Source organism: Sphingomonas sp. SORGH_AS_0879 (genome assembly GCF_030819175.1).
In the GTDB taxonomy this organism is placed as follows: Bacteria; Pseudomonadota; Alphaproteobacteria; order Sphingomonadales; family Sphingomonadaceae; genus Sphingomonas.
Genome location: NZ_JAUTBJ010000002.1, coordinates 3032254 through 3058469 on the forward strand (window position 1 = coordinate 3032254; position 26216 = coordinate 3058469).

General features: G+C 65.5%; 21 protein-coding genes, 2 pseudogenes and 1 riboswitch. Of the genes and pseudogenes, 11 read left to right on the top strand and 12 right to left on the bottom strand.

Annotated elements, in window-relative coordinates; translation table 11 throughout:
* Positions 1 to 123: 123 nt before the first annotated feature.
* From scpA to QE379_RS14755, 4 genes are all read left to right on the top strand, one after another.
* Positions 124 to 2334, top strand: coding sequence for a methylmalonyl-CoA mutase (gene scpA, locus QE379_RS14740; protein WP_307001618.1), 2211 nt, complete (start codon positions 124 to 126; stop codon positions 2332 to 2334).
* Complete coding sequence (bioB, locus tag QE379_RS14745) at positions 2334 to 3329, top strand: biotin synthase BioB (RefSeq protein ID WP_307001620.1); 996 nt, start codon at positions 2334 to 2336, stop codon at positions 3327 to 3329. Before scpA ends, bioB begins: the two co-directional genes overlap by 1 nt.
* Before the next feature lie 93 nt (positions 3330 to 3422).
* A complete protein-coding gene (locus QE379_RS14750; protein WP_307001622.1) occupies positions 3423 to 5420 on the top strand; it encodes an acetyl/propionyl/methylcrotonyl-CoA carboxylase subunit alpha in 1998 nt (665 codons plus the stop codon).
* Between the two features lie 880 nt (positions 5421 to 6300).
* Complete coding sequence (locus QE379_RS14755; RefSeq protein ID WP_373461862.1) at positions 6301 to 6528, top strand: LysR substrate-binding domain-containing protein; 228 nt, start codon at positions 6301 to 6303, stop codon at positions 6526 to 6528.
* A 77-nt stretch (positions 6529 to 6605) separates the two neighbouring features.
* Here the strand turns inward: QE379_RS14755 and QE379_RS14760 are convergent.
* Positions 6606 to 7771 (bottom strand): IS3 family transposase gene (locus QE379_RS14760; protein WP_373461797.1). Its coding sequence is split into 2 segments (ribosomal slippage): positions 6606 to 7510 and positions 7510 to 7771, totalling 1167 coding nucleotides; the frame shifts between segments, so codons are not numbered across the junction.
* 879 nt (positions 7772 to 8650) lie between these two features.
* On the opposite strand from QE379_RS14760, the pseudogene QE379_RS14770 reads away from it, so the two are divergent.
* Positions 8651 to 9405: pseudogene (locus tag QE379_RS14770) on the top strand (IS3 family transposase); the annotation flags it as partial.
* Here the strand turns inward: QE379_RS14770 and QE379_RS14775 are convergent.
* Positions 9405 to 9872, bottom strand: a pseudogene (locus QE379_RS14775) (tyrosine-type recombinase/integrase); the annotation flags it as partial. The pseudogenes QE379_RS14770 and QE379_RS14775 overlap by 1 nt on opposite strands.
* Before the next feature lie 523 nt (positions 9873 to 10395).
* Here QE379_RS14775 and QE379_RS14780 point away from each other — a divergent pair.
* The 3 genes from QE379_RS14780 to prfH are packed head-to-tail and all read left to right on the top strand — an operon-like array spanning position 10396 to position 12595.
* On the top strand, positions 10396 to 10887 hold the full coding sequence (locus QE379_RS14780; RefSeq protein ID WP_307001625.1) for a hypothetical protein: 492 nt from the start codon (positions 10396 to 10398) through the stop codon (positions 10885 to 10887).
* Positions 10884 to 11981, top strand: coding sequence for an RNA ligase RtcB family protein (locus QE379_RS14785; protein WP_307001627.1), 1098 nt, complete (start codon positions 10884 to 10886; stop codon positions 11979 to 11981). The genes QE379_RS14780 and QE379_RS14785 overlap by 4 nt, the downstream gene beginning before the upstream one ends.
* Positions 11978 to 12595 (top strand): peptide chain release factor H, encoded by a 618-nt coding sequence (gene prfH / locus QE379_RS14790; RefSeq protein WP_307001629.1) that lies wholly within the window; start codon positions 11978 to 11980, stop codon positions 12593 to 12595. The genes QE379_RS14785 and prfH overlap by 4 nt, the downstream gene beginning before the upstream one ends.
* Here the strand turns inward: prfH and QE379_RS14795 are convergent.
* From QE379_RS14795 to QE379_RS14810, 4 genes are all read right to left on the bottom strand, one after another.
* Entirely contained in the window at positions 12592 to 12834 is a 243-nt protein-coding gene (locus QE379_RS14795; protein ID WP_307001631.1) for a hypothetical protein, read from the bottom strand. The genes prfH and QE379_RS14795 overlap by 4 nt on opposite strands.
* Before the next feature lie 27 nt (positions 12835 to 12861).
* Entirely contained in the window at positions 12862 to 14220 is a 1359-nt protein-coding gene (locus tag QE379_RS14800) for a voltage-gated chloride channel family protein (RefSeq protein ID WP_307001633.1), read from the bottom strand.
* A 23-nt stretch (positions 14221 to 14243) separates the two neighbouring features.
* Positions 14244 to 14320: riboswitch (Fluoride riboswitch) on the bottom strand.
* A gap of 157 nt (positions 14321 to 14477) precedes the next feature.
* Positions 14478 to 15872 (bottom strand): YncE family protein, encoded by a 1395-nt coding sequence (locus QE379_RS14805; RefSeq protein WP_307001636.1) that lies wholly within the window; start codon positions 15870 to 15872, stop codon positions 14478 to 14480.
* Positions 15820 to 16833: an IS110 family transposase gene (locus tag QE379_RS14810; protein WP_307001638.1), complete on the bottom strand. Its 1014-nt coding sequence runs from the start codon at positions 16831 to 16833 to the stop codon at positions 15820 to 15822. Before QE379_RS14810 ends, QE379_RS14805 begins: the two co-directional genes overlap by 53 nt.
* A 262-nt stretch (positions 16834 to 17095) precedes the next feature.
* On the opposite strand from QE379_RS14810, the gene QE379_RS14815 reads away from it, so the two are divergent.
* Positions 17096 to 19282, top strand: a complete 2187-nt coding sequence (locus QE379_RS14815; RefSeq protein WP_307001640.1) for a S8 family serine peptidase — start codon at positions 17096 to 17098, stop codon at positions 19280 to 19282.
* A 20-nt stretch (positions 19283 to 19302) separates the two neighbouring features.
* Positions 19303 to 19974: a hypothetical protein gene (locus QE379_RS14820; protein WP_307001641.1), complete on the top strand. Its 672-nt coding sequence runs from the start codon at positions 19303 to 19305 to the stop codon at positions 19972 to 19974.
* Between the two features lie 38 nt (positions 19975 to 20012).
* On the opposite strand, the gene QE379_RS14825 is transcribed toward QE379_RS14820, so the two are convergent.
* From QE379_RS14825 to QE379_RS14850, 6 genes are all read right to left on the bottom strand, one after another.
* On the bottom strand, positions 20013 to 20648 hold the full coding sequence (locus tag QE379_RS14825) for a hypothetical protein (RefSeq protein ID WP_307001642.1): 636 nt from the start codon (positions 20646 to 20648) through the stop codon (positions 20013 to 20015).
* Positions 20649 to 20783: 135 nt separating this feature from the next.
* Complete coding sequence (locus QE379_RS14830; protein WP_307001645.1) at positions 20784 to 21779, bottom strand: hypothetical protein; 996 nt, start codon at positions 21777 to 21779, stop codon at positions 20784 to 20786.
* 21 nt (positions 21780 to 21800) lie between these two features.
* Positions 21801 to 21947: a hypothetical protein gene (locus QE379_RS14835; RefSeq protein WP_307001647.1), complete on the bottom strand. Its 147-nt coding sequence runs from the start codon at positions 21945 to 21947 to the stop codon at positions 21801 to 21803.
* On the bottom strand, positions 21937 to 22740 hold the full coding sequence (locus QE379_RS14840) for a hypothetical protein (protein WP_307001649.1): 804 nt from the start codon (positions 22738 to 22740) through the stop codon (positions 21937 to 21939). The genes QE379_RS14835 and QE379_RS14840 overlap by 11 nt, the downstream gene beginning before the upstream one ends.
* Before the next feature lie 262 nt (positions 22741 to 23002).
* On the bottom strand, positions 23003 to 23704 hold the full coding sequence (locus QE379_RS14845) for an OmpW family protein (protein ID WP_307001651.1): 702 nt from the start codon (positions 23702 to 23704) through the stop codon (positions 23003 to 23005).
* Between the two features lie 505 nt (positions 23705 to 24209).
* Positions 24210 to 25169 (bottom strand): quinone oxidoreductase, encoded by a 960-nt coding sequence (locus tag QE379_RS14850; RefSeq protein ID WP_307001654.1) that lies wholly within the window; start codon positions 25167 to 25169, stop codon positions 24210 to 24212.
* A 104-nt stretch (positions 25170 to 25273) separates the two neighbouring features.
* On the opposite strand from QE379_RS14850, the gene QE379_RS14855 reads away from it, so the two are divergent.
* Positions 25274 to 26188: a LysR family transcriptional regulator gene (locus QE379_RS14855; protein ID WP_307001656.1), complete on the top strand. Its 915-nt coding sequence runs from the start codon at positions 25274 to 25276 to the stop codon at positions 26186 to 26188.
* Positions 26189 to 26216 lie beyond the last annotated feature (28 nt).

Below are 26216 nucleotides of genomic sequence, written 5' to 3' on the forward strand. Positions count from 1 at the left end.
GGACTCCCGCCCCGGCGAACGCCGGGGCCCAGTTGGGGGACGGCGCTTGGTTGGCGCTTCGCTCCACTACAACCACCTTTCCAACTGAACCCCGGCCTGCGCCGGGGTGGAGCTTTGCGTAAAATGGCCGAGATCGAACGCAACCGCAGCGAGGATGCCGGCGCCGCGCCGCCTGCACCTGCGCAGCCGGAACCCAAAACGCAGCCGACTCTTGCCGATTGGCAGGCCGCCGCCACGAAGGAGGTAAAGGGCCGCGATCTCGACTGGCGGACACCGGAGGGGATCACGGTCAAGCCGCTCTATACGGCGGACGATATCGAGGACTGGGACCCCGGCCTGCCCGGCTTCGCGCCCTTCACCCGCGGTGTGCGCGCATCGATGTATGCCGGCCGTCCCTGGACGATCCGGCAATATGCCGGCTTCTCGACTGCGGAGGAATCGAACGCCTTCTACCGCCGCAATCTCGCGGCCGGGCAGAAGGGGCTCTCCGTCGCCTTCGATCTCGCCACGCATCGCGGCTATGACAGCGATCACCCGCGCGTGGTCGGCGACGTCGGCAAGGCGGGCGTCGCGATCGACAGTGTCGAGGACATGAAGATCCTGTTCGACGGCATCCCGCTCGATCAGATGTCGGTCAGCATGACGATGAACGGCGCGGTGATCCCGATCCTCGCCTTCTTCATCGTCGCAGGCGAGGAACAGGGTGTCGAGCGCGCGAAGCTCGACGGGACCATCCAGAACGACATTCTGAAGGAGTTCATGGTCCGCAACACATATATCTACCCGCCCGAACCGAGCATGCGGATCATCTCGGACATTTTCGGCTACACCAGCCGCGAGATGCCGAAGTTCAACAGCATCTCGATTTCGGGCTATCACATGCAGGAGGCGGGGGCGACGCAGCTCCACGAACTCGCCTTCACCATCGCCGACGGCATGGAATATGTGAAATACGGCGTCGCTTCGGGCCTCGATATCGACAGGTTCGCTGGGCGGCTATCGTTCTTCTTCGCGATCGGCATGAACTTCTTCATGGAGATCGCCAAGCTGCGTGCCGCGCGCGTCCTCTGGCATCGCGCGATGACGCAGCTGGGCGCGAAGGACGAACGCAGCAAGATGCTGCGCACCCACTGCCAGACGTCGGGCGTGTCGTTGACCGAGCAGGACCCCTACAACAACGTCATGCGCACGACGATCGAGGCGATGGCAGCGATGCTGGGGGGCACCCAGTCGCTGCACACCAACGCCCTCGACGAGGCGATCGCGCTCCCCACGGACTTCTCCGCCCGGATCGCGCGTAACACCCAGATCGTGATCCAGGAAGAGACGGGGATGACCAGGGTCGTCGATCCGCTCGGCGGCTCCTATTATGTCGAAAGCCTGACGCAGAGCCTGGTCGACAGCGCGTGGGAGATCATCGAGCGGGTGCAGGCCGAAGGCGGCATGGCCAGGGCGGTCGCGGCGGGCTGGCCCAAGGCGATGATCGAGGAAGCCTCCGCTGCCCGCGCCGCCCGCGTCGACCGGGGCGAGGACGTGATCGTCGGCGTCAACAAGTATCGCAAGGCCGACGAAGACCCGATCGACATCCTCGACGTCGACAATGTCGCGGTGCGCGAGGCGCAAATCCGGCGGATCAAGGCGGTCAGGGCGAACCGTGACGCGGCGGCCTGCCGCGCCGCGCTGGACGCTTTGCGGGATGGCGCACGGGGCAAGGCCAATCTGCTGGCGCTGGCCGTCGACGCGGCCCGGGCGCGGGCGACGCTGGGCGAGATATCGTCGGCGATGGAGGATGTCTTCGGCCGTTTTGGGACGCAGCCTACGCCGGTAAAGGGCATCTATGGCGGCGCCTATAGTGAGGACGAACGCTGGGCCCGGCTGATCCGGGGCGTCGAGGCGACCGAGCGCCGCCTGGGCCGCCGCCCGCGGATGCTCGTCGCCAAGATGGGGCAGGACGGGCATGACCGCGGCGCCAACCTCGTCAGCTCGATGTTCGGGGATCTGGGGTTTGAGGTTGTGCCGGGCCCGCTGTTCCAGACGCCGGCGGAGGCGGCCGGACTGGCACTCGATCGCGATGTGGATATCGTCGGCGCGTCCAGCCTTGCGGCCGGGCACAAGACGCTCATCCCGGAACTGATCGGCCATCTGAAGGATGCCGGGCGGCCCGACATCAAGGTGGTCGCAGGCGGCGTCATCCCCGCGCAGGACTATCAGGCACTGCGCGACGCGGGTGTGCAGGCGATCTTCGGCTCCGGAACGAACTTGATCGCGGCGGCCGAGGACGTGCTGCGGCTGCTTGGTCACAACATGCCCCCCGAACAGGATGCTGCCGAGTAATGACCGACCTGCGTACCGACTGGACCCGCGAAGAGATCGCCGCGCTGTTCGACCTGCCGTTCGACGAACTGATGTGGCGCGCGCAATCGACCCACCGCGCGCATCATGCGGTCGGCGAGGTGCAGCTGTGCACACTCTTGTCGATCAAGACCGGCGGCTGTCCGGAGGATTGCGGCTATTGCTCGCAATCCGTCCATGCCGACAGCGGCGTCAAGGCGACCAAGCTGATGGACGTGCAGGCCGTGCTCCAGCGCGCGGCGGAGGCGAAGGATGCCGGCTCGCAGCGGTTCTGCATGGGTGCGGCGTGGCGCAATCCCAAGGACCGCGACATGGACGCGATCGTCCGGATGATCGAGGGCGTGCGCGGCATGGGGATGGAAACCTGCATGACGCTGGGGATGCTGACGCCCGATCAAGCGCGGCGGCTGGGGGCGGCGGGGCTGGATTACTACAACCACAATATCGACACCTCGCCCGATCGCTATGGCGAGGTCATCACCACGCGCAGCTTCGGCGAGCGGCTGGAGACGCTGGACCATGTCCGCTCGGCGGGCATCAACGTTTGCTGCGGCGGCATCGTCGGCATGGGCGAGACGCGTGAGGACCGGTTCGGCTTCGTCCATGCGCTCGCCACCATGCCGCATCATCCCGAGAGCGTGCCGGTCAACGCGCTGGTCCCGGTGAAGGGCACCGTGTTGGGCGACATGCTCGCCGATACGCCGCTCGCCAAGATCGACGATATCGAATTCGTGCGGACGGTCGCGGTCGCGCGGATCACCATGCCGCTCAGCATGGTCCGCCTGTCCGCCGGCCGCGAGAGCATGTCCGAGGCGACGCAGGCGCTGTGTTTCATGGCGGGGGCGAACTCGATCTTCACCGGCGACAAGCTGCTGACCACCGGCAACCGCGGCGACAGCGCGGACGCGGCGCTGTTCGCGAAGCTGGGCCTAAAGCCAATGGAGGGCGCCGAGCCAATGCGGTTCGCAGCGGAGTAATGCTGTTACCCCTCATCCCGACCGCCCCAGCGAAGGCCGGGGTGGTAGACGACAGACGACACGGACCAACGACATAAAAGGAGAGATATTCCCGTGTTCCAGAAGATCCTGATCGCCAATCGCGGGGAAATTGCGTGCCGGGTGATCCGCACCGCCAGAGCCATGGGCATCGCCACGGTTGCGGTCTATTCGGATGCCGATGCCAGCGCACCGCATGTGCGGCTGGCAGACGAAGCGATCCGCCTCGGTCCCGCTCCCGCCGCCGAGAGCTACCTCAAGGCCGAACTGATCCTCGCCGCCGCGAAAGCCACCGGCGCGGATGCGATCCATCCCGGTTACGGCTTCCTGTCGGAGCGCGAGAGCTTCGCCAAGGCCTGTGCCGAGGCGGGCGTGACCTTTATCGGCCCGCCGCCGAACGCCATCGCCGCGATGGGCGACAAGATCGAATCCAAGAAGCTGGCCAAGGCCGCCGGGGTCAATGTCGTCCCCGGCTATCTGGGCGAGATCGCCGATACCGAGGAAGCGGTGCGCATCGCCAGTGAGATCGGCTTCCCCGTCATGATGAAGGCCAGCGCGGGTGGCGGCGGCAAGGGGATGCGGCTCGCCTGGTCCGAAGCGGACGTGCGCGAGGGCTTCGAGGCGACCAAGCGCGAAGGCCTGGCCAGCTTCGGCGACGACCGCGTCTTCATCGAGAAGTTCATCGAAAGTCCCCGCCATATCGAGATTCAGGTGCTGGGCGACCAGCATGGCAACATCGTCTATCTCGGCGAGCGCGAATGCTCGGTCCAGCGCCGCCACCAGAAGGTGGTCGAAGAGGCCCCGTCGCCCTTCGTCACCCCCGAGATGCGCCGCGCCATGGGCGAGCAGGCGGTCGCGCTGGCCCGTGCGGTCGGCTATTATTCGGCGGGCACGGTCGAGTTGATCGTGTCGGGGGCGGATACGACCGGCAAGAGCTTCTACTTTCTCGAGATGAACACGCGGCTCCAGGTCGAGCATCCCGTGACCGAGGAAATTACCGGCCTCGATCTGGTCGAGCAGATGATCCGCGTGGCCGCCGGAGAGCCGCTGTCCTTCACGCAGGACGAGGTGACGCTGACCGGCTGGGCGATCGAGAACCGGGTCTATGCCGAGGACCCGTATCGCGGCTTCCTGCCCTCGACGGGGCGGCTGGTCCGTTACAACCCGCCTGCCGAGGAACGGGACGACGCCATCCGCGTCCGCGTCGATGACGGCGTCGCGGAGGGTGGCGAGGTCAGCATGTTCTACGATCCCATGATCGCCAAGCTGGTCACCTGGGCCCCGACCCGCGAAGCCGCGATCGATGCCCAGATCGCGGCGCTCGACGCGTTCGAGATCGCCGGGCCGGGGACGAACATCGACTTCGTCTCCGCACTGATGCAGCATCCGCGTTTCCGCTCCGGCGCGCTGTCGACCGGCTTCATCGCCGAGGAATATCCCGACGGCTTCCAGGGTGCGCCCTCCAGCGACGAACTGACCCGCACGCTCGCCGCCGTCGCTGCCTTCGCCGCTACCGCCGAGGCAGACCGGGCACGCCGGATCGATGGCCAACTCGGCCACCGGCTGCAACCGCCCGCCGACTGGACGGTACGGATCGGCGGGGCGGACCACCAGGTCAACGTGTCGACCGACGGCCTCATCGTCGATGGGGCGGCTCTGGACCTCGCCATCGCCTATACGCCGGGCGACCGGATGATCGCGGTCGAGGACGAGGCGGGCGAGACGCTCCATGTCCGCATCGCCAGGACTCGCACCGGCTTCCGCCTGACCACGCGCGGGACCAGCCACACGGTGCGCGTTCTTCCCGCTCGCGCGGCGCCTTACGCGCGGCACCTGATCGTAAAGGTGCCGCCGGACCTGTCCAGATTCCTCATCGCACCGATGCCGGGCCTGCTCGTCCGCCTCGACGTGGCCGAGGGGGACCCGGTCGAAGCCGGGCAGCCGCTGGCGGTCGTCGAGGCGATGAAGATGGAAAACATCCTGCGCGCCGCGAAGACCGGCATTGTCAAGACGATTTCCGTCAAGACCGGCGACAGCTTGGCCGTGGATGCGGTGATTCTAGAACTTGAATAGAGGTTCGATCATTACTTACACAAGTGAATTGACAAGAGGATTTGCCCCTAGACCCGAGGAGGACGTTCCACAAACGGTCGCAGTCGTGACGCGAAGGAGGCTCGGCTACGCACGCCCTTCACGCTTGAACACGTAGTGCTGACGACGCCGGGAATCACTGTGTCCGGCGTGATATCCGGGTGGCAGAACTATACATCGCGTAGTGTTCCCTCGACGCCTACCTCATTGATGGGGTGTCTCCCATCGGCTATCCGGGATACTCGGCGCGACATGACTATCTATGAACGTGCCGAGATTCGGCGCGGCCCAGTTGACCTTTTCTCCGGAGTCGCTGGCCGGGTGGCGCCGTCCATCTGTTGCGCAAGCGGCAAACCTCGACATTGACGCCAAATGGCACCTTACTTGCTATTAGCTGAAACAATCTTCGCGGCGAGGTGGACGCCGGCGGTCCGGTCACAGCCGATGGACGTGTGAAGTCGCGGGTCGCGCTATAGACGCAGGATTTCAACGTGTCCTACGACTATGGCGGGCGTCGGCGCTACGCTGCCTACGGCATCATCACCGCCAGCGTGAGGCCGCAGGTTGGATGTGATGGCCGAGGGGTTCGACGTCGCGATCCGGGTGCGCTTTCCGCCGCTCGGCCACAGCGACCTCGTGATGCGCCGGCTGGACACCACCGCGCGTGCCTAGTCGCCAGTCCGGGGCTGATCCCGCAACGCCTGGCCTCACCGGTCGACCTCGCCGCCCTGCTCAGCCTCGACCTCCGCCCCGCGGGGCGCGATCACCAACGGCAACTGGAAGGGCCGGACGGGCAGACGGCGACGCTGCCGCATTGACCGCGGCTCGTCACCGACCCCCGGCAGCGCTGCGGTAGGCGGCGCTGCCGGGGGTCGGGGTGGTGCAACTGACGACGATGATGATCTCGCGCGAAGTCGAGCAGGGCCGCCTCGTCCACGCCCTGCCGGCGTGGCGGCCGACGGCGGAAATCGTCCACGCCATCTTCCCGTCGCGGCGGGGCTTGTTGCCATCGGTTCGCGCGCTGCTCGATTTCCTCGGCAGCGAATGCGAGCGGCAGCGCCTGGAAGCCGACGGCGGGACGTATGGCTAGAATGGGCTAATGGCGGATTGCGGCCTACCCCGTCGCGGTAGCCGGATTGCTACCCAGTTTGACGTGACCCCGGTCTTTCATCCAGCGGCAACCAGAGACCGACCGTGGTTTTCGCGCATAAGCGCAGGTGAAGCAACGGGCGGGGTTAACCCCGCCCGTTGCTGTTCGAGCCCGGCAGCGAAGGCTGCCGGAGTGGCGTAGCCGAGCGAGGAGTGCGGACGCTCGTTGTTGTAGTCGTCGACCCAGCGGGCCAGAATCGAGCGGGCCTGACCGATGGTGAAGAACAGCGTCTCGTTGAGCAGCTCGTCGCGCATGCGACCGTTAAAGCTCTCGACGAACCCGTTCTGCGTGGGCTTGCCCGGCGCGATGTAATGCCACTCGATGCGGGCATCGCCGGACCAGGCGAGCACCGCGTTCGACGTCAGTTCGGTCCCGTTGTCGCTGACGATCATCTTCGGCCTGCCACGCTCGGCGATCAGATCGGCCAGCTCGCGCACGACCCGCCGGCCCGAGATCGACGTGTCCACCACCGCCCGAAGGCATTCGCGCGTGACGTCATCGACGATGTTGAGCACGCGGAACCGACGGCCGGTCACGAGCTGGTCGTGGACGAAGTCCAGACTCCAGCGCTGGTTGGGAAGCGCCAGCACTGACGCGGGCGCACGGCTGCCTGTGGCGCGCCTTCGTCCCTTCCGGCGCCTGACCGTCAAACCCTCCTCACGATAGAGCCGCTGGGTCTTCTTGCGGTTGATCGTGATGCCGTCCCGGCGCAGCAGGATGTGCAGACGCCGATAGCCGAACCGTCGGCGTTGCTGCGCCAGCTCGCGCAGCCGCGACCGCAGGTCGCCATCATCCGCCCGGCACGAGCGATACCGCATGCTCGTGCGGTCTGCCTCAACGACCGTGCATGCCCGCCGCTCGCTCATCCCCAGCGTCGCCTGGAGATGCGCGACCGCTTGCCGCTTCGCGGCGGGCGTCACCACTTTTTTGACAGCAGGTCTTTCAACCCCGCATTGTCCAGCATCGTGTCCGCCAGTAGCCGTTTGAGCCGGGCGTTCTCCTCTTCGAGCGACCGCAGGCGCTTTGCGTCGGACACCTCCAGGCCGCCGAACTTCGCCTTCCACGCATAGTAAGTCGCGCTCGACATCCCGTGCTTGCGGCACAGCTCCGTCACCACCGCACCCGCCTCGGCCTCCTTCAGGATGCCGATGATCTGCTCTTCCGAAAACTGCTTCCGCTTCATTCCGTCCGTCCCTTTAAGGAGACGGTCTCTACTTCCAGTTGGATGAAGAAACGGGGGTCACGTCAAGTTCACCATCCCAGCGGGAATGGTCCGGCCTTCTTGATCGCCGCTCCCGAATGATAGCTTACCCGAGAGCAAGCCGAGCAGTTATGAGCGGCTTACCCATCGAATCCGCCAACCCGGGAGCCGATCACTCAAGGTCGCTCAGCGCTCCACCGCTGAGCAGCGCGTGCAGCGACTTCCGGTGGCACTTGCCATCCGAGTACATCCTCGGATTCCGAGCGATGTAGCGGCACACACCGATCCTTGACGATCTTCATCTCAGGCAATCGACAGGTCATCACGTCAGTCAGCGAGCCCGACGATATGAAATCGGGTAGCTGGCGCCGCTGTTCATCGGACAACGCCTGCCAGATGACGTCGCCCGGTCGATCAGCGAAAGCGTGCTTCGCGAGAAATGCCGTGCAGAGGATGCTGACCAGCAGCGATGCCGTCAGAAGCGTCAGAAGGCTTGGTCGCACCCACGATAGGTGCCCGTGCTACGGCGCTGGTCGTGCCACCGGATCACCTTCGCGGCCGCCACACCGAACCGCACCGCCGCAGTTCGGCAACGCATGCCCTCGTCAACCGCGGCCAGTGCCCGCGAACGCAGATCCATCGATAACGGCTTGCCCATCCACGCCGGCCTCCATCCAGCCAACACCGTGAATCAGATCGGCGCGTCCCTGTGAAACCCCCTTCGACTCACGTTGGCCGGAAAACGCTCTAGCGCAGGGCTGCATGGCCAGCTGGAGGTCCGCATTCGACACTGACCTCTGAGGTGGTCCCGGATTTCTGGACAGGAGGCTAAGCTATCCCGGACGTGAGGGATGGACGGCAATGAAGACGACGCGGAAGCGATATACGGGCGAGTTCAAGGCCAAGGTTGCGCTGGAGGCGATCCGGGGTGAGCTGACACTGGCGGAGCTGGCGGCCAAGCACGGCATTCACCCGACGATGATCGCGACATGGAAGCGGCAGGCGATAGACGGCATGTCTGCGACCTTCTCGGGCGCGACCGAGGCGGCGAAGGCCGCTGGCGACACCGAGATCGAGAAGCTGCACGCCAAGATCGGGCAGTTGGTGGTGGAGCGGGATTTTTTGTCGAAGGGGTTCGCGCGATGAGCGTCGCGCGTAGGCGGCAGATGATCGAGCGGGCGCATGCCAGCCTGTCGATCGCGGCGCAGTGCCGGCTGGTGTCGATCAGCCGGTCATCCTTCTACTACGCGCCAGTGCCGGAGACAGCCGAGATGCTGGCGCTGATGGCGGTGATCGACGCCTCGTTCCTCGATCATCCCTGGTACGGCAGCCGCCAGATGGCACGGCACCTGTGCCGCCTCGGCCATGCGGTTGGGCGTCGGCGGGTGCGGCGCCTGATGGCGCAGATGGGGCTTGCGCCCATCTACCAGCGTCCGCGGACCAGCGATCCGCACCCGGAGCACCGGATCTACCCGTATCTGCTGCGCGATCTGGAGATCACCCGGCCGGGTCACGTCTGGTGCGCCGACATCACGTACCTGCCGATGCGGCGAGGCTTTCTCTATCTGGTCGCGATCATGGATTGGGCGTCACGGAAGGTGCTGGCCTGGCGGTTGCCATACTCACTTCGCATCAGACCGCCCCCTGTCACCCATTCATCGACGAGCCGGGCGTACTGGCGGGTGCTAAGGTGGCCATGCCGATCAACCCGGCTGGGGAAGACGTAGTCATCCACCGTGCCATCCCGCCGTTCGAGCCAAGCCAGCAGGCTGGCGCGAGCGTCTGGAAGCAGTTCGAACTGAACCGGACGGCCTGTCTTCTGCTGCATGACAATCGCTCGTGTTCGGACTTGTCCGCCGCTGACGAGGTCGCCGATCTTCATCTGGACCAAGTCGCAGCCTCGAAGTTTGCTGTCGATCGCCAGATCGAACAACGCCCGATCTCGCAAGCGGCTACGCTGATTGAGGTAGAACCGTATCTCCCATATTTGCTTCGGTTTCAGCGCCCGCTTTGCGCCGACAGATCTTCCGGCGTTCCAGACTTGCCGCTTAGTGGCGGCGGGTGCGGTTTGGGACATCCCCATATTCATTCTCCAATGGCCAAATCGACCATCGGAAGAACGCCTTGGGGCATGCAGCTTGGTATCTAACGGGACCTGTGCTGACCAGGGCGGGTCGTTTAGAGCAGCCGCCACGACCGTTTGCTTTTGGCAAAAGGTGCTGATGCAACGTTTCGCAGCAGGCCCGCAGAAGGTGCCCCGGTGGCGGTGATTAGGCATCGGACGGCGGATGCCGGGAAGCGGACATCATCCGGATGGCGATGCTGATGCACAAATATCTAACCCATTGATCGGCACCACAGCTTGGCGTAAAGACCCTCGCACTGTTTCTCGAACCAAGAAAAGGAGTGAGCAAATGCGAGCCGCAACCGCACCCGTCATCACTCCCGCTTTCCGAGTTCAGGAACATATAACATGGGCAATTCCCGTGCGGGTGACTGCGGTCGCCTGACCCCTTTTCGCGGCCATCGCGCCGCGTCCCTTTCTTATAATCAACGTCCGCCGGCCGATCTCTCTGCTTTCTGGGAGAATCGCCATGCGCGCTGACATGTTCAAGGTCATCGTCGAGCGTCCCCGCTGGGGCTCGCGGCATGCACCTTCCGTAAAACTCAAGAAGGACAAGAGCGACTTTAAGCAAATCGGTCTCAAACGGCACGTCCGCGAGCGCGCGGCCTATTCGAAATCGCTCAACGAGAATCTCGCCCCGCTCGTGCGCTTTCTCCAGCGGCGCGTCGGTCGGCGCTGGGACGATGTGTTCAGCGAAATCTGTGCCCGGCTCGATACCGGTAGCACCGTAAAGATGCACGTTCGCGAACATCTGCGCGATCTCGTGATCTTCGGCATCACACGGGGCCGTCATGGCGAATTGTTGCGCGAAGGCCATGTCCTGCGTCCGGACCGGCGTAACTGCCGTGGCCGTGAACTCTATGTCGACCCCCGCGACGGCGTCCTGAAGGATCGCATATCGTTCTGGCGCGATCAGGGACATGCCGTTCCGCCGGGCAAGCGGCACCTCGGGTGGAAGGATGCGGTGCGATGACCAACGCAACCATTCATATCGTCTCGTCGCCTGAAAGCTGGATCGAGCAGGTCGCCGTGGATCAGCTTCACCAGACCGCCCGGCTCGAAGGCATCGATCGCATCGTCGGGCTGCCCGACCTGCATGCCGGCCGCGGCATCGCGGTGGGTGCCGCGTTCTGGTCACGCAGCCATGTCTATCCCCATCTGGTCGGCAGCGACATCGGCTGCGGAATGGGCCTGTGGCGTGCGAGCTTGCCGCTGCGGAAGTTTCGGCTCGACGCCGCCGAGCGCAAGCTGCGGGGTCTGGACGATCCGTGGTCGGGCGATGTTGCAGCGCGTCTCGTCGAGGCGGGGCTGGCAACCGACCTTGCCGCCGAAGCGCTGGGTACGATCGGCGGCGGTAACCATTTTGCCGAGTTGCTGCGGGTCGAGACGCTGCATGGAGACGGGGACGCGGCGGTTGATCCCGCCGCGCTCTATCTGATGGTGCATAGCGGATCGCGTGGGCTGGGCCAGGCCATCCTCGATGGGCACCTTGCGCGGCATAATGTCGGCGGGTTGTTTGCCGGCGATACGGCCTGTGCGAACTATCTGGCGGTGCATGACGGCGCGATGCGTTGGGCCGAGATCAACCGCGTGCTGATTGCGGAGCGCTTTCTCGATCGGATCGGGACCTTTGGTGAGCGCCTGCTCGACATCTGCCATAACAGCGTCACGCCGCACCAGGGCGGATGGTTGCACCGCAAGGGTGCTGCGCCCGCAGACAAAGGCCTGGTAGTCATTCCCGGATCGCGCGGGGACATGACCTATCTGGTCCGGCCCCGGCTGGAGCGGGCGGACACCGCGCTGCATTCGCTGGCGCATGGTGCTGGCCGCAAATGGAGCCGCAGCGAGGCCAAGGACAAACTCGTCCGCCGGTTCAGCATCGCCGATCTCGAGCGAACGAAACTGGGCAGCCGGGTAATCTGTGAGGATCGCGACCTGATTTATGAGGAGGCGCCGCAGGCGTACAAGGACATCCATCAGGTCGTGCGCGATCTCGAAACGGCGGGGCTGATCGATCTGGTCGCAACGCTGCGCCCGCTTCTCACCTACAAGACGAGGCGCGCATGACCGAGATCATCCTGCACCTCTCCTCCGGTCAGGGGCCGAAGGAGTGCGAGTGGGTCGTGGCGGAACTGGCCCATGCCCTATGCTGGGAAGGTAGGGCGGCAGGCCTCCTCTGCGAGCCGCTCGAGCCGATACAGGCCCCGATGGCGTCGGCATTGCTGCGCGTATCGGGCGACGGCGCAGAAGCGTTCGCCGCCCTATGTGTCGGCACGATCCGCTGGATCGGGACCAGCCCGTTCCGCCCCCTGCACAAGCGGCGCAACTGGTTCGCGGGCGTTCAACCCATCCAGATCGACGAGCAGTCGCCGGATTTGCGAGAGCAAGACATTCGATATCAAACCTTCCGCGCTTCCGGGCCGGGTGGGCAGCACGTGAATAAGACCGATAGCGCGGTTCGGGCGACGCATCTGCCGACAGGGCTGGTCGCGGTGTCCCAAGATCAGCGGTCGCAATTCGCCAACAAGAAAATCGCACGACTGAAGCTGGCGGCGGCGCTTGATGATCGACGCCGCGCAGGTGAAATTCAAGGAAAGCGGGCAGTGTGGGACCAGAACCGCGAGCTCGAACGTGGCAATGCAGTCCGTACATATGAGGGCGAACGGTTCCGGCGACGTTAGCCGATAAGGCTGACCGACATAAGAGAGGGGCAGCTTCGCTCGATCTTCGCAATCGAAGCTCCCCTCCACCTGTGCTGCGCGACGGCGTCGATGATGTCGTCTGCCTTCGCTGTACGGATCAGCTTGCGATAGAGCGGCCTTGCGCCCCAAAAGCGGCGCGGGCCGATCTTGTCAGACGGCTTCAGATAGATGCACAGCATCCCGACTTCGCGGTGCTGGACGATAAAACGATCAGGCATGGCAGGGCTTTCGACAGGCAGCAGAAATCAGGCGCGCGTGCGTCGGCGGGAGGCGCGGTGTGTGCGGACATCGCGCAGGGTCACGCCGGATGTGAGGTGTGCGGCAGGCACTTTCGGCACGGCGACGCGCTGCGACAGGTAAATGCCGTTGTGACCCGAGCAAAGATAGGCGACGAAGCACGCTACCGCGATCGGCACCGCATAGGCAGCGCCGAATAACTCAATCCCCATGAAGGTGCAGGCGAGCGGCGTGTTGGCTGCGCCGGCAAACAGCGCGACGAAACCGATCGCTGCGAACACCCCTGTCGGCACCCCGAATATGGGCGCAAGCGCGTTGCCGAGCGCGGCCCCGATGAAGAACAGCGGTGTCACTTCCCCGCCCTTGAAGCCGGCGCTCAGGGTGACGACGGTGAACAGCAGCTTCAGCGCCCAACTCCACGGATGCGTTTCGGGACCGAAGAAGCTGGCAATAGTCAGGCCGTCCGGCGTCGCCGCCAGTGTGCCGAGGCCGAGATAGTCGCGCGTGCCGAACAGCCATACCAGCGCGATCACGGCCAGTCCGCCCATGACAGGGCGTAGCGGGCCATAGGACACCACGCGCTTCAGCCATCCGCCCAGCGCATGATTGGCCTCTGCAAAGACAAGCCCGACCAGCCCGAAGGCGACACCGGCGACACCAGCCTTGGCGATGAGCAGCGCATCGACTGGCACCAGCGTATCGACCCGGTAGATGCCGTGATGAATACCCGTTGCCAGGCAGGTCCAGTCACCTACCAGCGCGGCGACGAGACATGGCACCAGTGCACGATACTCGACGCGGCCGATCGCCAGCACCTCCAGCGCGAAAACCGCGCCGGCGATCGGTGTGCCGAACACCGCGCCAAACCCCGCTGCGATGCCGGTCATCAGCAGGATGCGTGTCGCCTCCGCATCCAACTTGAGCACGCGTCCGAATCCGCTGGCGAGGCTGCCGCCCAACTGGACGGCGGTGCCTTCGCGTCCGGCTGACCCGCCGAACAGATGCGTTACGACGGTTCCGAAGAAGATGAGCGGTGCCATGCGCAGCGCCACGCCACCGCCCGGTTCATGGACTTGCTCGACGATCAGGTTGTTGCCGCCCTCCACCGAACGCCCGGTCAGATGGTAGAGCAGCCCAACGACGAACCCGCCGATTGGCAACAGGTACAGGAGCCAGGGATAGGCGAAGCGAAGCCGCGTCACCGCATCGAGGCTCCACAGAAATGCGGCGCATAGCAGCCCGACCGTCGCTGCCATTGGGACCAGGATCAGCGCCCAGCGCAGAACCGACATCGCATGATCGTGACGATCGCGAACGAAGGCCGCCACATTGAACTGGTCGTAGAGATTGCGAAACGTCGCGCGCACAATTCCTCCTTGCTGCCTTACGGCGCTTGGTAGGAATCATCGGCCCTTGCGAGGGCGGTTCGGCCAGATGGCCCGGCGGAAATCCATCGCCGTGCCCATGCATATGCTGTTTAATCGCAATTCGTCAATCGGCGCGGAATCTCAGAGCATTCTCCGAATGGAAAGCCTCCGCCGTCTCGCCACGCCCTTCCCTCCAGAGTGAAGGTCTGGGCACCGGGCGGGTGATGCCTCGGTGCCCCCTGACTGCGATATGGGACCTATTGCTCGACCTGCCGCTGAACGACGTTGCTCGGCGCCTCAGGCTGGCCAGCAGCGATGACCAGATAGCGGCGTGAGCCTGCGGGGGCAGCCTGCGTGACGATCTGCCGCAGCGGTCCGACTGCGTTGACGATCGCGCCGCCTGCGGGGTTGGTCATGAACTTGGCGAGCGGTTCGACTGGGCCGTTACCATCGGGACTGGCAGACAGTCCCAGCACGAACGGCATCTTTGGCGGCAGGCCGGCGACGGCGGCCTGCAGGATCTGCACCTGCCCCTGATCGAACAAAGTCACCTGGCTTCGTCCCGTACCAGAGAGCATCAGCAGCACCTTCTCGCCCGCCTTGGCGAGCGGCTGAAGGTTGGCCATGCCGGTGCCGGATGGCACCGCGCCCGGAACATAGGCCACGCCTTGCGGGCCTTGCCCGATCGGGATGGTGGCGATGACCTTGTTCGTCGCAATGTCGATCGCAGCCACCGCATCGGCATTTTCCAAGCCGACATAGATGCGGCTGCCGTCGCCCGAGGGCCACAGCCCATGCGGCAGCGATCCGACCGGGATCGTCGCGACCTGGGCGAAATTGTCGGTGCGGAACACCTTGACGACATTTTCGGTGCCGACCGTCACATAGGCGAACTGCCCACGCGGCGTCTTCGCGATGTTGACGTGGTTGGTGATCGCGCCCGTCGCGAAGCTCTTCAGCACCGCGAATGGGGGCTTGGCGTCGAACACCATGACCTTGCCGATGTCCTTCAGCGTCAGCCAGACCTGCTTGCCATCCGGTGTCGCAGCAATGTCAGGGCAGAAGGGGCTTTCCTGCTTCACCCGACCGACAATCTGCTTCGACGCGGTATCGATCACGACGGTTTCGGGCGAGAAGCTGGAGCAGACATAGCCGTACTTCCCGTCCGGCGAGAAGATCGTCATGCCGGGGCCGTTCGGAACCGGAATGCGCCCGGTCTCCTTGTAGGACGCGCCATCGAGGACGGCGATATAATCCTCGCCGCGCACGCTGACCCAGACCTCCCGGCCATCGGGGCGGAAGAAGGCCTCGTGCGGGCTGCGGCCGACATAGGTCGTGTGGCGGACGCTGTTGGTGGCGGCGTCGATGAAGCTGACCGCATTCGATCCGATCGACACGACCGCCAGCGTCCGCCGGTCGGGCGAGAAGCCCATGCCGTGGACCAGCAACTGCCCCCGATACAGCGGGCTGAGGTTCATCGGTGTCGGATCGCCCAGCTTGATGACGCCAAGCAAGCGGTTGCTCGACGGATCGACGACAGACACGGTGTTGGAGAACTGGTCCGAGGTATAGAACCGGTCGCTGGGTGATACGGCCATGTCAAGCTGCGCGTTCGGCACCTGCTGCGCGGTCGCCGCGACGGAGGCCAGCATGGTGCCGACAAGGGCTGCGAGGATCAGCTGCTTCAACGATGAGCTGGTTGCCCATCTTGCTGATCCCGCCATGCGTCAGGCTCTCGCCCGACTGGTAGACGCGCGGGGTCAGGCCCAGATAGGCCGCGACATCGTCGACATGCCGGAACCGCGTCGGGTCCTCGATCGCGCTGTAGAAGGACAGCGCCGTGATCGTGCCGATGCCGGGGATCTCCATGAACCGCTTGCACACCGGATTGGACGCGGCGAGCAGGTCCAGTTCGCGCTCGATCCGCCCGGCCTCGATGTAGAAGCGTTCGCATAGATCGAGAAGCGGGATGACGCGCGCCCGCAGGTCGACGCCTTCGGTGTCGACGATGAGGCACAGCTGGTCGATGGCCCGTTCGCGGAACGTCGCCGGGCTATCGCTGCCGGGTTCGATCCGCCCGCCATAGACCCGCACCAGCCCGCGGATCATCGCCTCGGTCTCGCGCCGCTGCTTGACCAGGCGGTCGCGCATGATCAGCGACGCCCGGACCTCGAAGCACAGGTTCGACTTGACATAGACCTCGGTCAGATAGTCGCGGCCGCTGCGCGTGATCTCGGCAATGCCGCGCGCGTCGTTGGTGTCAGTCTTGTTGCGCTTCACCGACAGCACCCGGTGGACCTGTAGCGCATCGAGCACCGCCACCTGGAAACCCTGCTCGCGCAATTTGCCCGCCAGGTGCGGTGACAGGCCGCCTGTCTCCATGCCGATCAGCGTCACATGCGACTTGAAGTTGCGGCGCAGGTAGCGGCCGATCTCGGTCGCATGGCTTTTCATCGACACCTGGTGGACCACCGCACCGTCGACATCCACGACACACACCGCGGTGCTCTTAAACCCGATGTCCAGCCCCACCCAGAACCGCGCTGACGCCGGATCCGCCTCCGCCCGCGCCATCGCCGCGACATAGGCTGGCGCCACGATCTTCTTCGACATGACCTGCTCCTTTCCCGTCAACGTTGACCGAAAAAGATACGCCTCTCGCACTCGCCTGGGCAGCAGCTAACCCACAAGCTCGCGCCTGTCTTATCGCAGGTTTCCAATCCCCGGCTTACGGGCCGGCATCGCCTCGTTTCACGGGGCGATGCCGCCGGCTGGGGAAGCCGATGCATCGCCCGACACGGGGGTGCGTATGGTTGCGCGACATGGCCGACAGTGGCGGAAAGCATTTCAAACAGCATCGGTGATTTCAGCAGCCATGCTGCTCGCCGCCTGTGGCGGCGGAGGTGGCGGCATCGCTTCGTCAGGGTCGATTCCGACGCCTGCACCCACGCCGTCGCCCAGCCCGACGCCGACGCCATCCCCCACACCGACCCCGGCGCCCAACACTGCGGATAGCGCCGAGTATAAGGCGTCCGGCGCGGTGGTCGGTGCGAAAGCGGCCTATGCCTATGACAAGGGCATCACCGGCAAGGGCGTGATCATCGCGGTCATCGACACCGGCATCGCCACCACCAGCGCCGAGTTCGCCGGCCGCATCTCGCTCGACAGCAAGACGTTCGAGAACAAGATCGCCCGTTGCGCCAACTGCGCGCCCGAGACGGTGACCTTTCCGCTCGACGATGTACAGGGTCATGGCACCGAGGTCGCCTCGGTCACGCTGGCCGCCGGGAACGGGAACGGCATGCACGGCGTCGCCTATGACGCGACGCTGCTCGCGCTCAAGATCGCCGCACCGAATCTTGAGAACGTCACCGCCACCTCCGTCATCAAGGAAGCCGATGGCGCGAACCCGTCGAATATCGCACCCGCCATCAGCTATGCCGTGGAGAAAGGCGCCTTCGTCATCTCGCTGAGCCTGAACGGCGAAGCGGGTGGCCAGACCGCAACCGAGCAACGCACCGCCATGGACGGGGTCGTCAAGGCCGACCGGCTGCTCGTGCAATCCGTCTCCAACTTCGTCGACGACAAAAGCGGCGCCCCTGGGACGATCACCCGCAACCTGGTCGGTGGCAATCTGGAGAACAAGGACAGTTTCCTGTTCGGCCTCCGGGTCGACGGCTCGCTCCGCCCGCCGAGTGGCAACGGCCTGCCTGGCGATCTTGCCGACCGCACGCTGGCGGTGGTTGCGACGGACGTCAGCGTCGTCGGCAAGGACGGGCAACTGACCACCGTCACCGGCAACAGCTTCGCCGCCCCCGCGATCGCCGGGGCCGCCGCGCTGCTCAAGCAATACTGGCCGCAACTCGGCGGCAAGGCGATCTCGCGCATCCTGCTCGATACCGCGACCGACCTCGGCGACAAGGGTGCAGACCAGATCTTCGGCGCCGGTTTGCTCAACGTCGAGGCGGCGATGAAGGCACAGGCGCCCGCCAGCGCCTTTGCCGCCGCCGACATGGTGCTGGCACGCTACTCCTCGCTTAGCCTGTCGGGCCCGTTCGGCAGCGGCGGGCAGTTGTCGGACGCCGTGACCCGGATGACGGTTGTCGACCGCTATGGCCGTGACTTCACCATGACTGGCACCCCCGCACCACGCAGCCAGAGATCGGGGTTGCTGGCGGGTGCGATGCTGGGGACGATGGACCCGCCGTGGCTCGCCACGAGTGCCAGCGACGCGAAGCTCGGCTTCGCCTCCGCTACCACCGGGCCATGGGCTGCGGCGCGGTCCAGCCGCCCGGCCACCTTCGCCTTCTCGCCTGCCGCCGGCCAAACCGTCAGTTTCAGCGCCAATGTCGCGATCGGGCAAGGCGCGGGCATCGCCGGCTCTGCCTTGCGCGGTGTCGTTGCAGCACCGGTTGGCACCTCGTCATCGTGGAGCGGCAACGGTTGGTCGGCAGGCTTTGCTTCCGGCGCATCACGCGACGGCCGCTCTGCTTTGCGCAGTGTCACCTTCGCGACGCCGATGGGGCTTGGGGTTGAGCTGTCGGACCTGACCGAACGCGGACAGGTGCTGGGGCTACGCGCCCCCGCTGGCTTGGCCCTCTCGGGCAGCCGGACGACGCTGGCCACCCTGACGGCTAGCCGCAGCATTGCAGGCGTGTTGCTGTCGGCACGGGCCACGGCCGCCACCACTCAGGTCGCCGGCGGATCGGACCTGCTGCGCTTCACCGGCCCGATGACCGGCACCGCCTTCGCGCTCGACGCGGCGTATCGTCTTGGCGGCGGCACGATGACGCTCGGGCTGTCCTCGCCGCTTCGGCTCGAACACGCCCGTGCGGTCGTCGAGGCGCCAGTCGCCTATGACCTGATGACCGGCGTGCTCGCCACTCGCCTGACCAGCGTCGACCTGACACCGACCGCACGCGAGATGGACGTCGAGCTTGGCTGGTCGGCCGCGCTGTCGCCCACCTCCTCGCTGCGGCTCGGCGTCGCCCATGCCTTCGATGCCGGGCACGTCGCCGGCGCGCAGGACACCGCCGGCTTTCCCAGCCTGACCCTCCGCTGATCCAGCATCACCACAAGGACATGACTATGTATGACCGAATAATATTCGCAGCGGTTGCAGCCGGACTGCTCACCTTCGCCGCACCCGCCCATGCCGCCGATCCGGCAACCATGGACGTGGCCGGCATTCGGCTCGGCGACACGCCGCAGCAGGTGAAGGCGGCGTTGCAGCAGGCCGGGTACAAGGTGACCGAGACGCGCAAGACCGAATCCTTCGCGCAGCGCGTCGCGGTGGAAGTGGCGAACCGCAAGGGTGCGGCGGCACCCAATCCGACCTATGCCGGGATCGCCGAAATCATCGCCATGGGGCCACACCAGGAGCGCGCCGACATCCAGTTCGCCCAAATCGCCGGCGGCGACAGCGTGTCGCGCGTCGAGGTGACCATCCCGGGTACCGCGATGGGCGATGCCGCGATGAAGGCACAGCTCACCGCCAAATACGGCAAGCCCGATGCGGTGAAAGATCAGGGGCTTAGCTGGCATTGGTGCGCACCGCAGGCGGTGAAGATCTGCGGCATGACCTATACTGGCGGCGAGCTCGATACGGCGTGGCCGACGCTGCGGGGCAGCACCGCCATGGGCGCCAATTCCATCATCCTGGAAGCGGGCACCGATGCCGATCGCCGCCTTAGCCAAGCGTTCGAGGCAGCCGTACTGGCGCGGGCGCCCAAGACAGACCGGGCCGCGTTCTGACGATCGAACGGGGCGGCCGTCGCCGCCCCGTCACCTGCTCAAGCGGCGACCATTTGCTCCCATCCGGCACGGAAGGCGTGCCATTCGTCCGCCCACATGCGGTGCGTCGTATCGACGAGATCGGGATGCTCCGCGGCCCAGCCGCTCGGCGTGTGCTGACGCGCCAGCATGCAGATATGAACGTGCGGCAGCGCGCGGCTCAATTCATCTCCGGGGGCATGGGCCACAACCACGCTGGTCAGGGACCGGCCGCAAGCGAGATGGATCGCGGCGTAACTGGTCGCCATGTCGAACAGGTCGTGGATCGGCTGGGTCACGGCACCGCGCATCGTCAGCACACCGGCGAGCAGGCGCTGATGCGGGCGGACGGCACAATCATACTCGTCGAGCAGCGGCGCCAACGCCATGTCCCCGACACCCCGGGCGAGCACGAGCCGGTGCTGGCGGGCGGTCACCGGGATGCCGCAGGCGGTCGTGCGCGCGGTGCTGGTCGGCTCGACGGGTGCCATCTTCGCGCGGATCAGTGCGGTCGCGCTGTTCGCCTTCTGCTTCGCGCGGGGGCGTAGCAGGGCATAGCCCAGTTCCTCGCATCCGGGCTCGCGCACGTCGAACAGCGTGTCCATCACCGCGCTCGGGCTCAGCCAGCCGGGCACAACGTTCGTCTTGGTCTTCATATCATTTCCAGTCCGGCGGCGCGGGGCTGCTCGCGTCGCCTTCAGGTCCATTTCACCATCATGGTGCAGCCGACAGGCTATTCCCCTCCTTCCTTCTGGCCGATCGCATCGATCGGGGCGGCCCGAAATCCGTCATTATCTTTCTGAACCGCGATCCATCGGACGCTGTGGCGGCGCTATATCGTCCGGCCCCTTGCTCCGGATATGGGGCGGAGGGCCCTTCGGCCTGCCTCGCGGGGCGGGCCCGGGCGGCACCTGCCGCTCGCCCTCCTTCTCTCGCTGTGGATCGACCCTGGTCACAACGGGCGGATCAGGCGGTCGTCGATTGACGGGCTGGGTAGCGGGGTAATCGACAGAAGCGGGGGGAACAGCTTCGGGTGGCGATGTCCTTTCCGGCACGGGCGGCCTGCCCGCAGGCTGGGCAGCTGGCATGTCGGCAGCGACGGGTTGTGACCGCGCATGATCCTCCGGCGGCCATATCGTTCTGACACCGTCGCCCGCTTCCGCCTTCGCGGCTTGTTGCTCGCGACGGGCCGCCTCCGCGCGTTGCAGCGCTGCCTGCTTGACGCGCTGCCGCTTGGCATCGGCCGCAGCCTGATCGGCCCGGCGCTCCCGTTCGCGGACCAGCCAGTTCTGGAACTCCTCCTCACCAGCGAACAGCCGCATCAGCCGGTCGATCGATTTCGGTACACTGGACGCAATGCGCACCGCGTCGCCTTCAAAGATCAGCCGCCCCTCATCGCGTCCATGCCGCGTCAGCCATTGGCGAAGGCGTCCACGCACCCGCTCCTGATAATCCGGATGCGGCATCGTCGCGGGGGATGCCGCCTGCGTCGGAACATAGGTGATTGCAGGGTTGCGGTGTTTCTCCCTGGCAATCGCCGCCGCAACCTCATCCCATGCGGCACCAACCTTTACTTCGATCCGGGCTACCCGCTGCCGTTCCGCCGCACGCTCGTCGTCGGAAGGCGAATGCTGCGCCACCCAGTCGAGATGCGCATGTGCCGCCTCTAGCAGTGTATGGTCACCGGCGCGAGGCTTGGTCCGGCGGCCGGGCTCCGGCTCCAGCGTCGTGATCACCGCCTCCGCCCGCGATCGCGACGCGGCCACCACGACATCGGCGACGTCCATGTCATGGCGGCGCTGGATCAGTCAGCGGGACAATCGCTCATATCGCCGGGCAGCGGCAACCGCGTCGGGCTGGTCACCGATCAACGGCAGGATCAGCGTCATGTCCCTTGCCAGCACGTCGGTCGCAGCGGCCGCCTTCCTATCGCAGGCAGCAAGCTCATCGTCCACGATCCGCCGCGCGTTGCGGGTGCTTATCGAACCAGGTCAGCCAGTCGAACGCCTCTTCGGGCGAAACATCCGCGACGATGACCTGCCGGTCCTTGAAGGGGCGTCCCTTAGCCGCCGCCTCGACTTCGGCTTCCCGTCGCGCTGCCTTCAGTCTTCGGCTCATTTCGCGCAGCCAAGGCGGACTTGTCGCAAATCCTGCCACCCGATCATATCTTTCGACGTCAGCAGTCGACGCGGTGAGATGGTGGAGCTTGGGCGTGCGTTCGCATTGCTCGGCCGCAACGAACAACGACCGCTGGCGCCCGGGGCTGCCGGCGATGTTCGAGAATATGGCCCGGGCATTCATACCGCCCCGGATCACCTGCTCGTCGATCATGTCGATGACGAGGTTCTCGGCCAAATTCGCCACCGCCTGATCGCGCCGGATATAATCGAGATGGCTGATGATCGTGACCTTCGCGCCGTCCCGCAGATAGTCGAAATGCTCACCCTCCGTGGCCTTGGCCTTGAAGCGGTGGTGGACCTTTCCGTCTCCGCTCGTCGGTATGTGCGTCTTGCTCATCGGCTTCATGTCGAAGTGCGCCACCCGGCCGCCACCGGTCTGGCGGCCACCTCGCCGGATCGGGCTGGGTCGGTGGAAATCGATGCCGACTGCCTTGGCAAGCGCATCCGCCTTGCGACGGGCTGGCGATTGTCCCGACTCCGCCTCCGACTGGTGATTGCGTCCGCGACGGTACGACGCTCCCACCAGATCCCGATCGGCCTGCGCTTGACGCGCAAGCAGCGCACGCACATGATGCGCGAAGACGGGCTGTTCGTCGGGCAGGCCAGGACCGGTCATGCCTCATAGTGTCCGGCATCGGCACGGCGCCGACAAGTACCCCCTCCCGCCTTCCGGAAGCCGCGTGCGGCTGGAGGACACCGCGATCGGTCGCTCATGAACGAGCGCGCGAACCAGCAAATCGGCGGCCCAGCCGCCGGTTTGCGTTGTTACGCCTAAATTTCCTCCTACTCGGTTATACAGGGCAGGCGCTTTTCGATCAGATCACCTGTCTTTATAGACGCACGCCCAAACCGATCCCGAACACCAGCGGGTCCAGGGATACGTTGACCCGCTGACGGCCCAGCGCGGCGTTGTCGAGGCGGGCGGTGGTGTCGATATCGATGTACTTGATGTCGAGGTTCAGGAAGACCCGGCGGGTGATATCCATATCGACGCCCGCCTGTGCCGCCCAGCCGATGCTGTCCTTCAGGTGCACCTTGGTCGGCCCCACCGCCGCTTGCAAGCCGTCTGAGGCCGACTCGTTCCAGAAGATCGTATAGTTGACGCCTGCACCGACATAGGGACGGACATGGCGTGTCGGCATGAAATGATATTGGGCCGTGAGCGTCGGCGGCAGGACCCAGGTGGAGGCAAGCTTGCCGATGCTGCCGGTCGTGCCTCGCACCCCGCTGACGGAATGCTTGGTGGTCGAGGCGATCAGCTCGAAGCCGAGATGGTTCGTCGCCATATAGGTCGCGTCGACTTCGGGCATGATGCGGTTGTCGACCTTCACCGTTTCGCCGGGAAAGGCGGGGAGGATGCTGCCGGATCGCTCGTTCGGGGCAACCAGGATGGCACGGGCGCGGAGCAGGACGTCACCCGCACGCACCCCGACCCGGGGCTGTGCATCGGTTCGATCCTCGGCCGAAGCCGATGCGCTTATACCCGTCGCGGCGAGCGCAAGCAGGATGGCGGCGGTTCGGATGGCAGTCATTTCTCGTCTCCTGTGTCGGTACAGGAGGACCGATTAGGAGCCGGCCGCCCCGACCGCCTTGACCATCGACAAAGACTGGTTTGACAGCGGTCAAAGGTGATCCTCCCCCGTTTCGCCGGACACGCTGGGTTAGCCGGTCATGCGTTGCTCGGCTTGTTTGCGCGTAAGGTACCCGACGACCGAGCGCATGCGGTGCGGGATTTCGATGCCGATGACGACGCCGTCAGGTGTGATACCATGCATGTGGGCCCTCCGGGCAGGTGGAACCGGAAGGCGCTTCGCGAGCGGACAGGACTGTGACGGGACGGCACTCCCTCAGGCTCCTATCAAGTCACGTCTCGCGACGCCCCGGCTGCACGTACCTTCTCACAGTCGTGGCAATTGGCGGTGCGGCTCATCGAGGGTACGGCGCGGATTGCTGACAGGTATCTTCGGTGTCTGTCAAACAGGGCAACGATCACCACGCCCCAAGGGATACTGAATGGAGCACATGGCCTGCCCGATCCTATGGAAGCAGGACGATCTTGCCCGCAAAGTTGCGATCCTCCAGCAATCGGTGGGCTTCGGCGCCTTCATGCAACGGAAAGGCCGTGGTCGACGGCGCGGTGATCGTGCCGTTGCGCAAGGCTGCGAACAGCCGATCGACACGGCTTTGCCGGCCTTCGGTGCCGTTCAGATAGGTCCACAGGTCACCCCCGACGACGCTCTTGGAACCCTCCATCAACAGGAGCGGATCGATCGTCGGCGGGGTTCCACCGGCCTTGCCGAAGATCACCGCACGGCCGCCGGGACGCAGGGCCGCGATGCTGTCCTGTAACGTGGTCCCGATCGAGTCATAGACCACATCCACCCCGCCCCCCGTCGCCTGTCTTACCTGCGATACCCAATCCTCATAGCCATAAACGGCGCTCGCCCCGTTCGACCGTGCCTGTTCGCGCTTGGCCGGGGTGGAGGCCAGCGCATGAACCTCGGCACCCAGCGCATGGGCCATCTGGACCAGGAGCCGCCCGACGCCCCCCGATGCGGCCTGCACCAGCACCCGGTCGCCAGCGGACAGCCGCCCGCTATCCTCGACCAGATACTGCGCCGTCACGCCTTGCAGCAGCAGCGCGGCAGCGGTGCGATCATCGATATCGTCGGGCAGCGCCACCAGGCGATCGGCAGGTGCGCGGACCCGTTCGGCATGGGCGCGCGGCACGTCGAGAAACCCGACCCGCTGCCCGACCCGCCAGCGATTGACGTCCCGGCCAACCGCGACGACACGCCCCGCCCCTTCATAGCCGCCGATCCAGGGCGCGTCGCCCTCCAGGACATAGACGCCCTGTCGGCGATAGATGTCGGCGAAGTTCAGGCCGACCGCAGAGGTTTGCACCAGCACCGACATCGCATCCAACGCCATATCCGGCAGGATGTCGTACCGCAGCACATCGGCCTCGCCGAACCGATCGAAGACCAACGCCTTCATCGCGTATAATCCTTATTCTGGTTGGTAATGGCCATGAGATGCCAACTGGATCGCTAGCAAAAAAGCCGTTTACAATGCGGTGTCTTCAAACCAGGGGGTTTGCAATGGACCGCTTGACCAGCATGACGATCTTCGTATCGGTCGTCGATCTCGGCAGTTTCACCGCAGCGGCCAGGGCCCATGCCCTATCGGCGACGATGGTGGCCAAGCATGTCAACGCGCTGGAAGCCCGGCTCGATACGCGCCTGTTGCACCGGACGACGCGGCGTCTGTCGCCGACCGAGGCGGGGCGACGCTTCGCCGAGTCCTGCCGCCGCGTCCTGGCCGATGTCGCGGTCGCCGAAGCCGTGGGAGCAGAGGTGGCGCGAACGCCGGTCGGTCGGCTTCGCATCGCGGCGCCTGTCGCATTCGGTTCGGAACGGGTCGCGCCGTTGCTGGCGACCTATCTCGACCGCTTTCCCGATATGCAGGCGGAACTTGTGCTGGGCGACCGCAAGGTCGACCTGATCGAGGAGGGGTTCGACCTGGCCTTTCGGATCGGTGCGCTCGAGGACGATTGGCTTGTCGCGCATCCGCTCGCGCCCTATCGGTTGATGCTCGCCGCCGCGCCGTCCTATCTGGCGCGCCATGGCCACCCGGAGACGCCCGCCGACTTACGCGAACACCGGCTGATCGGCTTCGCGCAATTCGGTGCCGATGAGTGCTGGACGCTCATTGGTCGCGACGGAGAGCATGTCGTGCCGCTGCCGTCGCCGCGCCTTCGCATCAATCATGCGGCGGCCCTTCGGCAAGCCGCGATTGCTGGCTACGGCATCATCCTGCAATCCAGCGTGACCCTGGACGGCGATCTGGCATCGGGACGTCTGGTGCCGGTCCTGCCCGATTACGCGCCGGAGCAGCGCCCGCTGACGCTGGTGCGTCTTCCGGACCGGCGCATGACCGCGGGCCTGCGTGCATTTGTCGATATGGCGGTTTCGGCATTCGGCGACGGCGGGCGTCCTGCCTCGGCTACGGTGTGACCATGTTCGCTGACCCGTGGAGCGTCCC

Coding starts and splice junctions, on each gene's coding strand:
- scpA (WP_307001618.1), top strand. CDS start 124: ATGGCCGAGATCGAACGCAACCGCAGCGAGGATGCCGGCGCCGCGCCG.
- bioB (WP_307001620.1), top strand. CDS start 2,334: ATGACCGACCTGCGTACCGACTGGACCCGCGAAGAGATCGCCGCGCTG.
- QE379_RS14780 (WP_307001625.1), top strand. CDS start 10,396: ATGTTCAAGGTCATCGTCGAGCGTCCCCGCTGGGGCTCGCGGCATGCA.
- QE379_RS14785 (WP_307001627.1), top strand. CDS start 10,884: ATGACCAACGCAACCATTCATATCGTCTCGTCGCCTGAAAGCTGGATC.
- prfH (WP_307001629.1), top strand. CDS start 11,978: ATGACCGAGATCATCCTGCACCTCTCCTCCGGTCAGGGGCCGAAGGAG.
- QE379_RS14795 (WP_307001631.1), bottom strand. CDS start 12,834: ATGCCTGATCGTTTTATCGTCCAGCACCGCGAAGTCGGGATGCTGTGC.
- QE379_RS14805 (WP_307001636.1), bottom strand. CDS start 15,872: ATGCTGGCCTCCGTCGCGGCGACCGCGCAGCAGGTGCCGAACGCGCAG.
- QE379_RS14810 (WP_307001638.1), bottom strand. CDS start 16,833: ATGTCGAAGAAGATCGTGGCGCCAGCCTATGTCGCGGCGATGGCGCGG.
- QE379_RS14815 (WP_307001640.1), top strand. CDS start 17,096: ATGCTGCTCGCCGCCTGTGGCGGCGGAGGTGGCGGCATCGCTTCGTCA.
- QE379_RS14820 (WP_307001641.1), top strand. CDS start 19,303: ATGACTATGTATGACCGAATAATATTCGCAGCGGTTGCAGCCGGACTG.
- QE379_RS14825 (WP_307001642.1), bottom strand. CDS start 20,648: ATGAAGACCAAGACGAACGTTGTGCCCGGCTGGCTGAGCCCGAGCGCG.
- QE379_RS14830 (WP_307001645.1), bottom strand. CDS start 21,779: ATGGACGTCGCCGATGTCGTGGTGGCCGCGTCGCGATCGCGGGCGGAG.
- QE379_RS14845 (WP_307001651.1), bottom strand. CDS start 23,704: ATGACTGCCATCCGAACCGCCGCCATCCTGCTTGCGCTCGCCGCGACG.
- QE379_RS14850 (WP_307001654.1), bottom strand. CDS start 25,169: ATGAAGGCGTTGGTCTTCGATCGGTTCGGCGAGGCCGATGTGCTGCGG.
- QE379_RS14855 (WP_307001656.1), top strand. CDS start 25,274: ATGGACCGCTTGACCAGCATGACGATCTTCGTATCGGTCGTCGATCTC.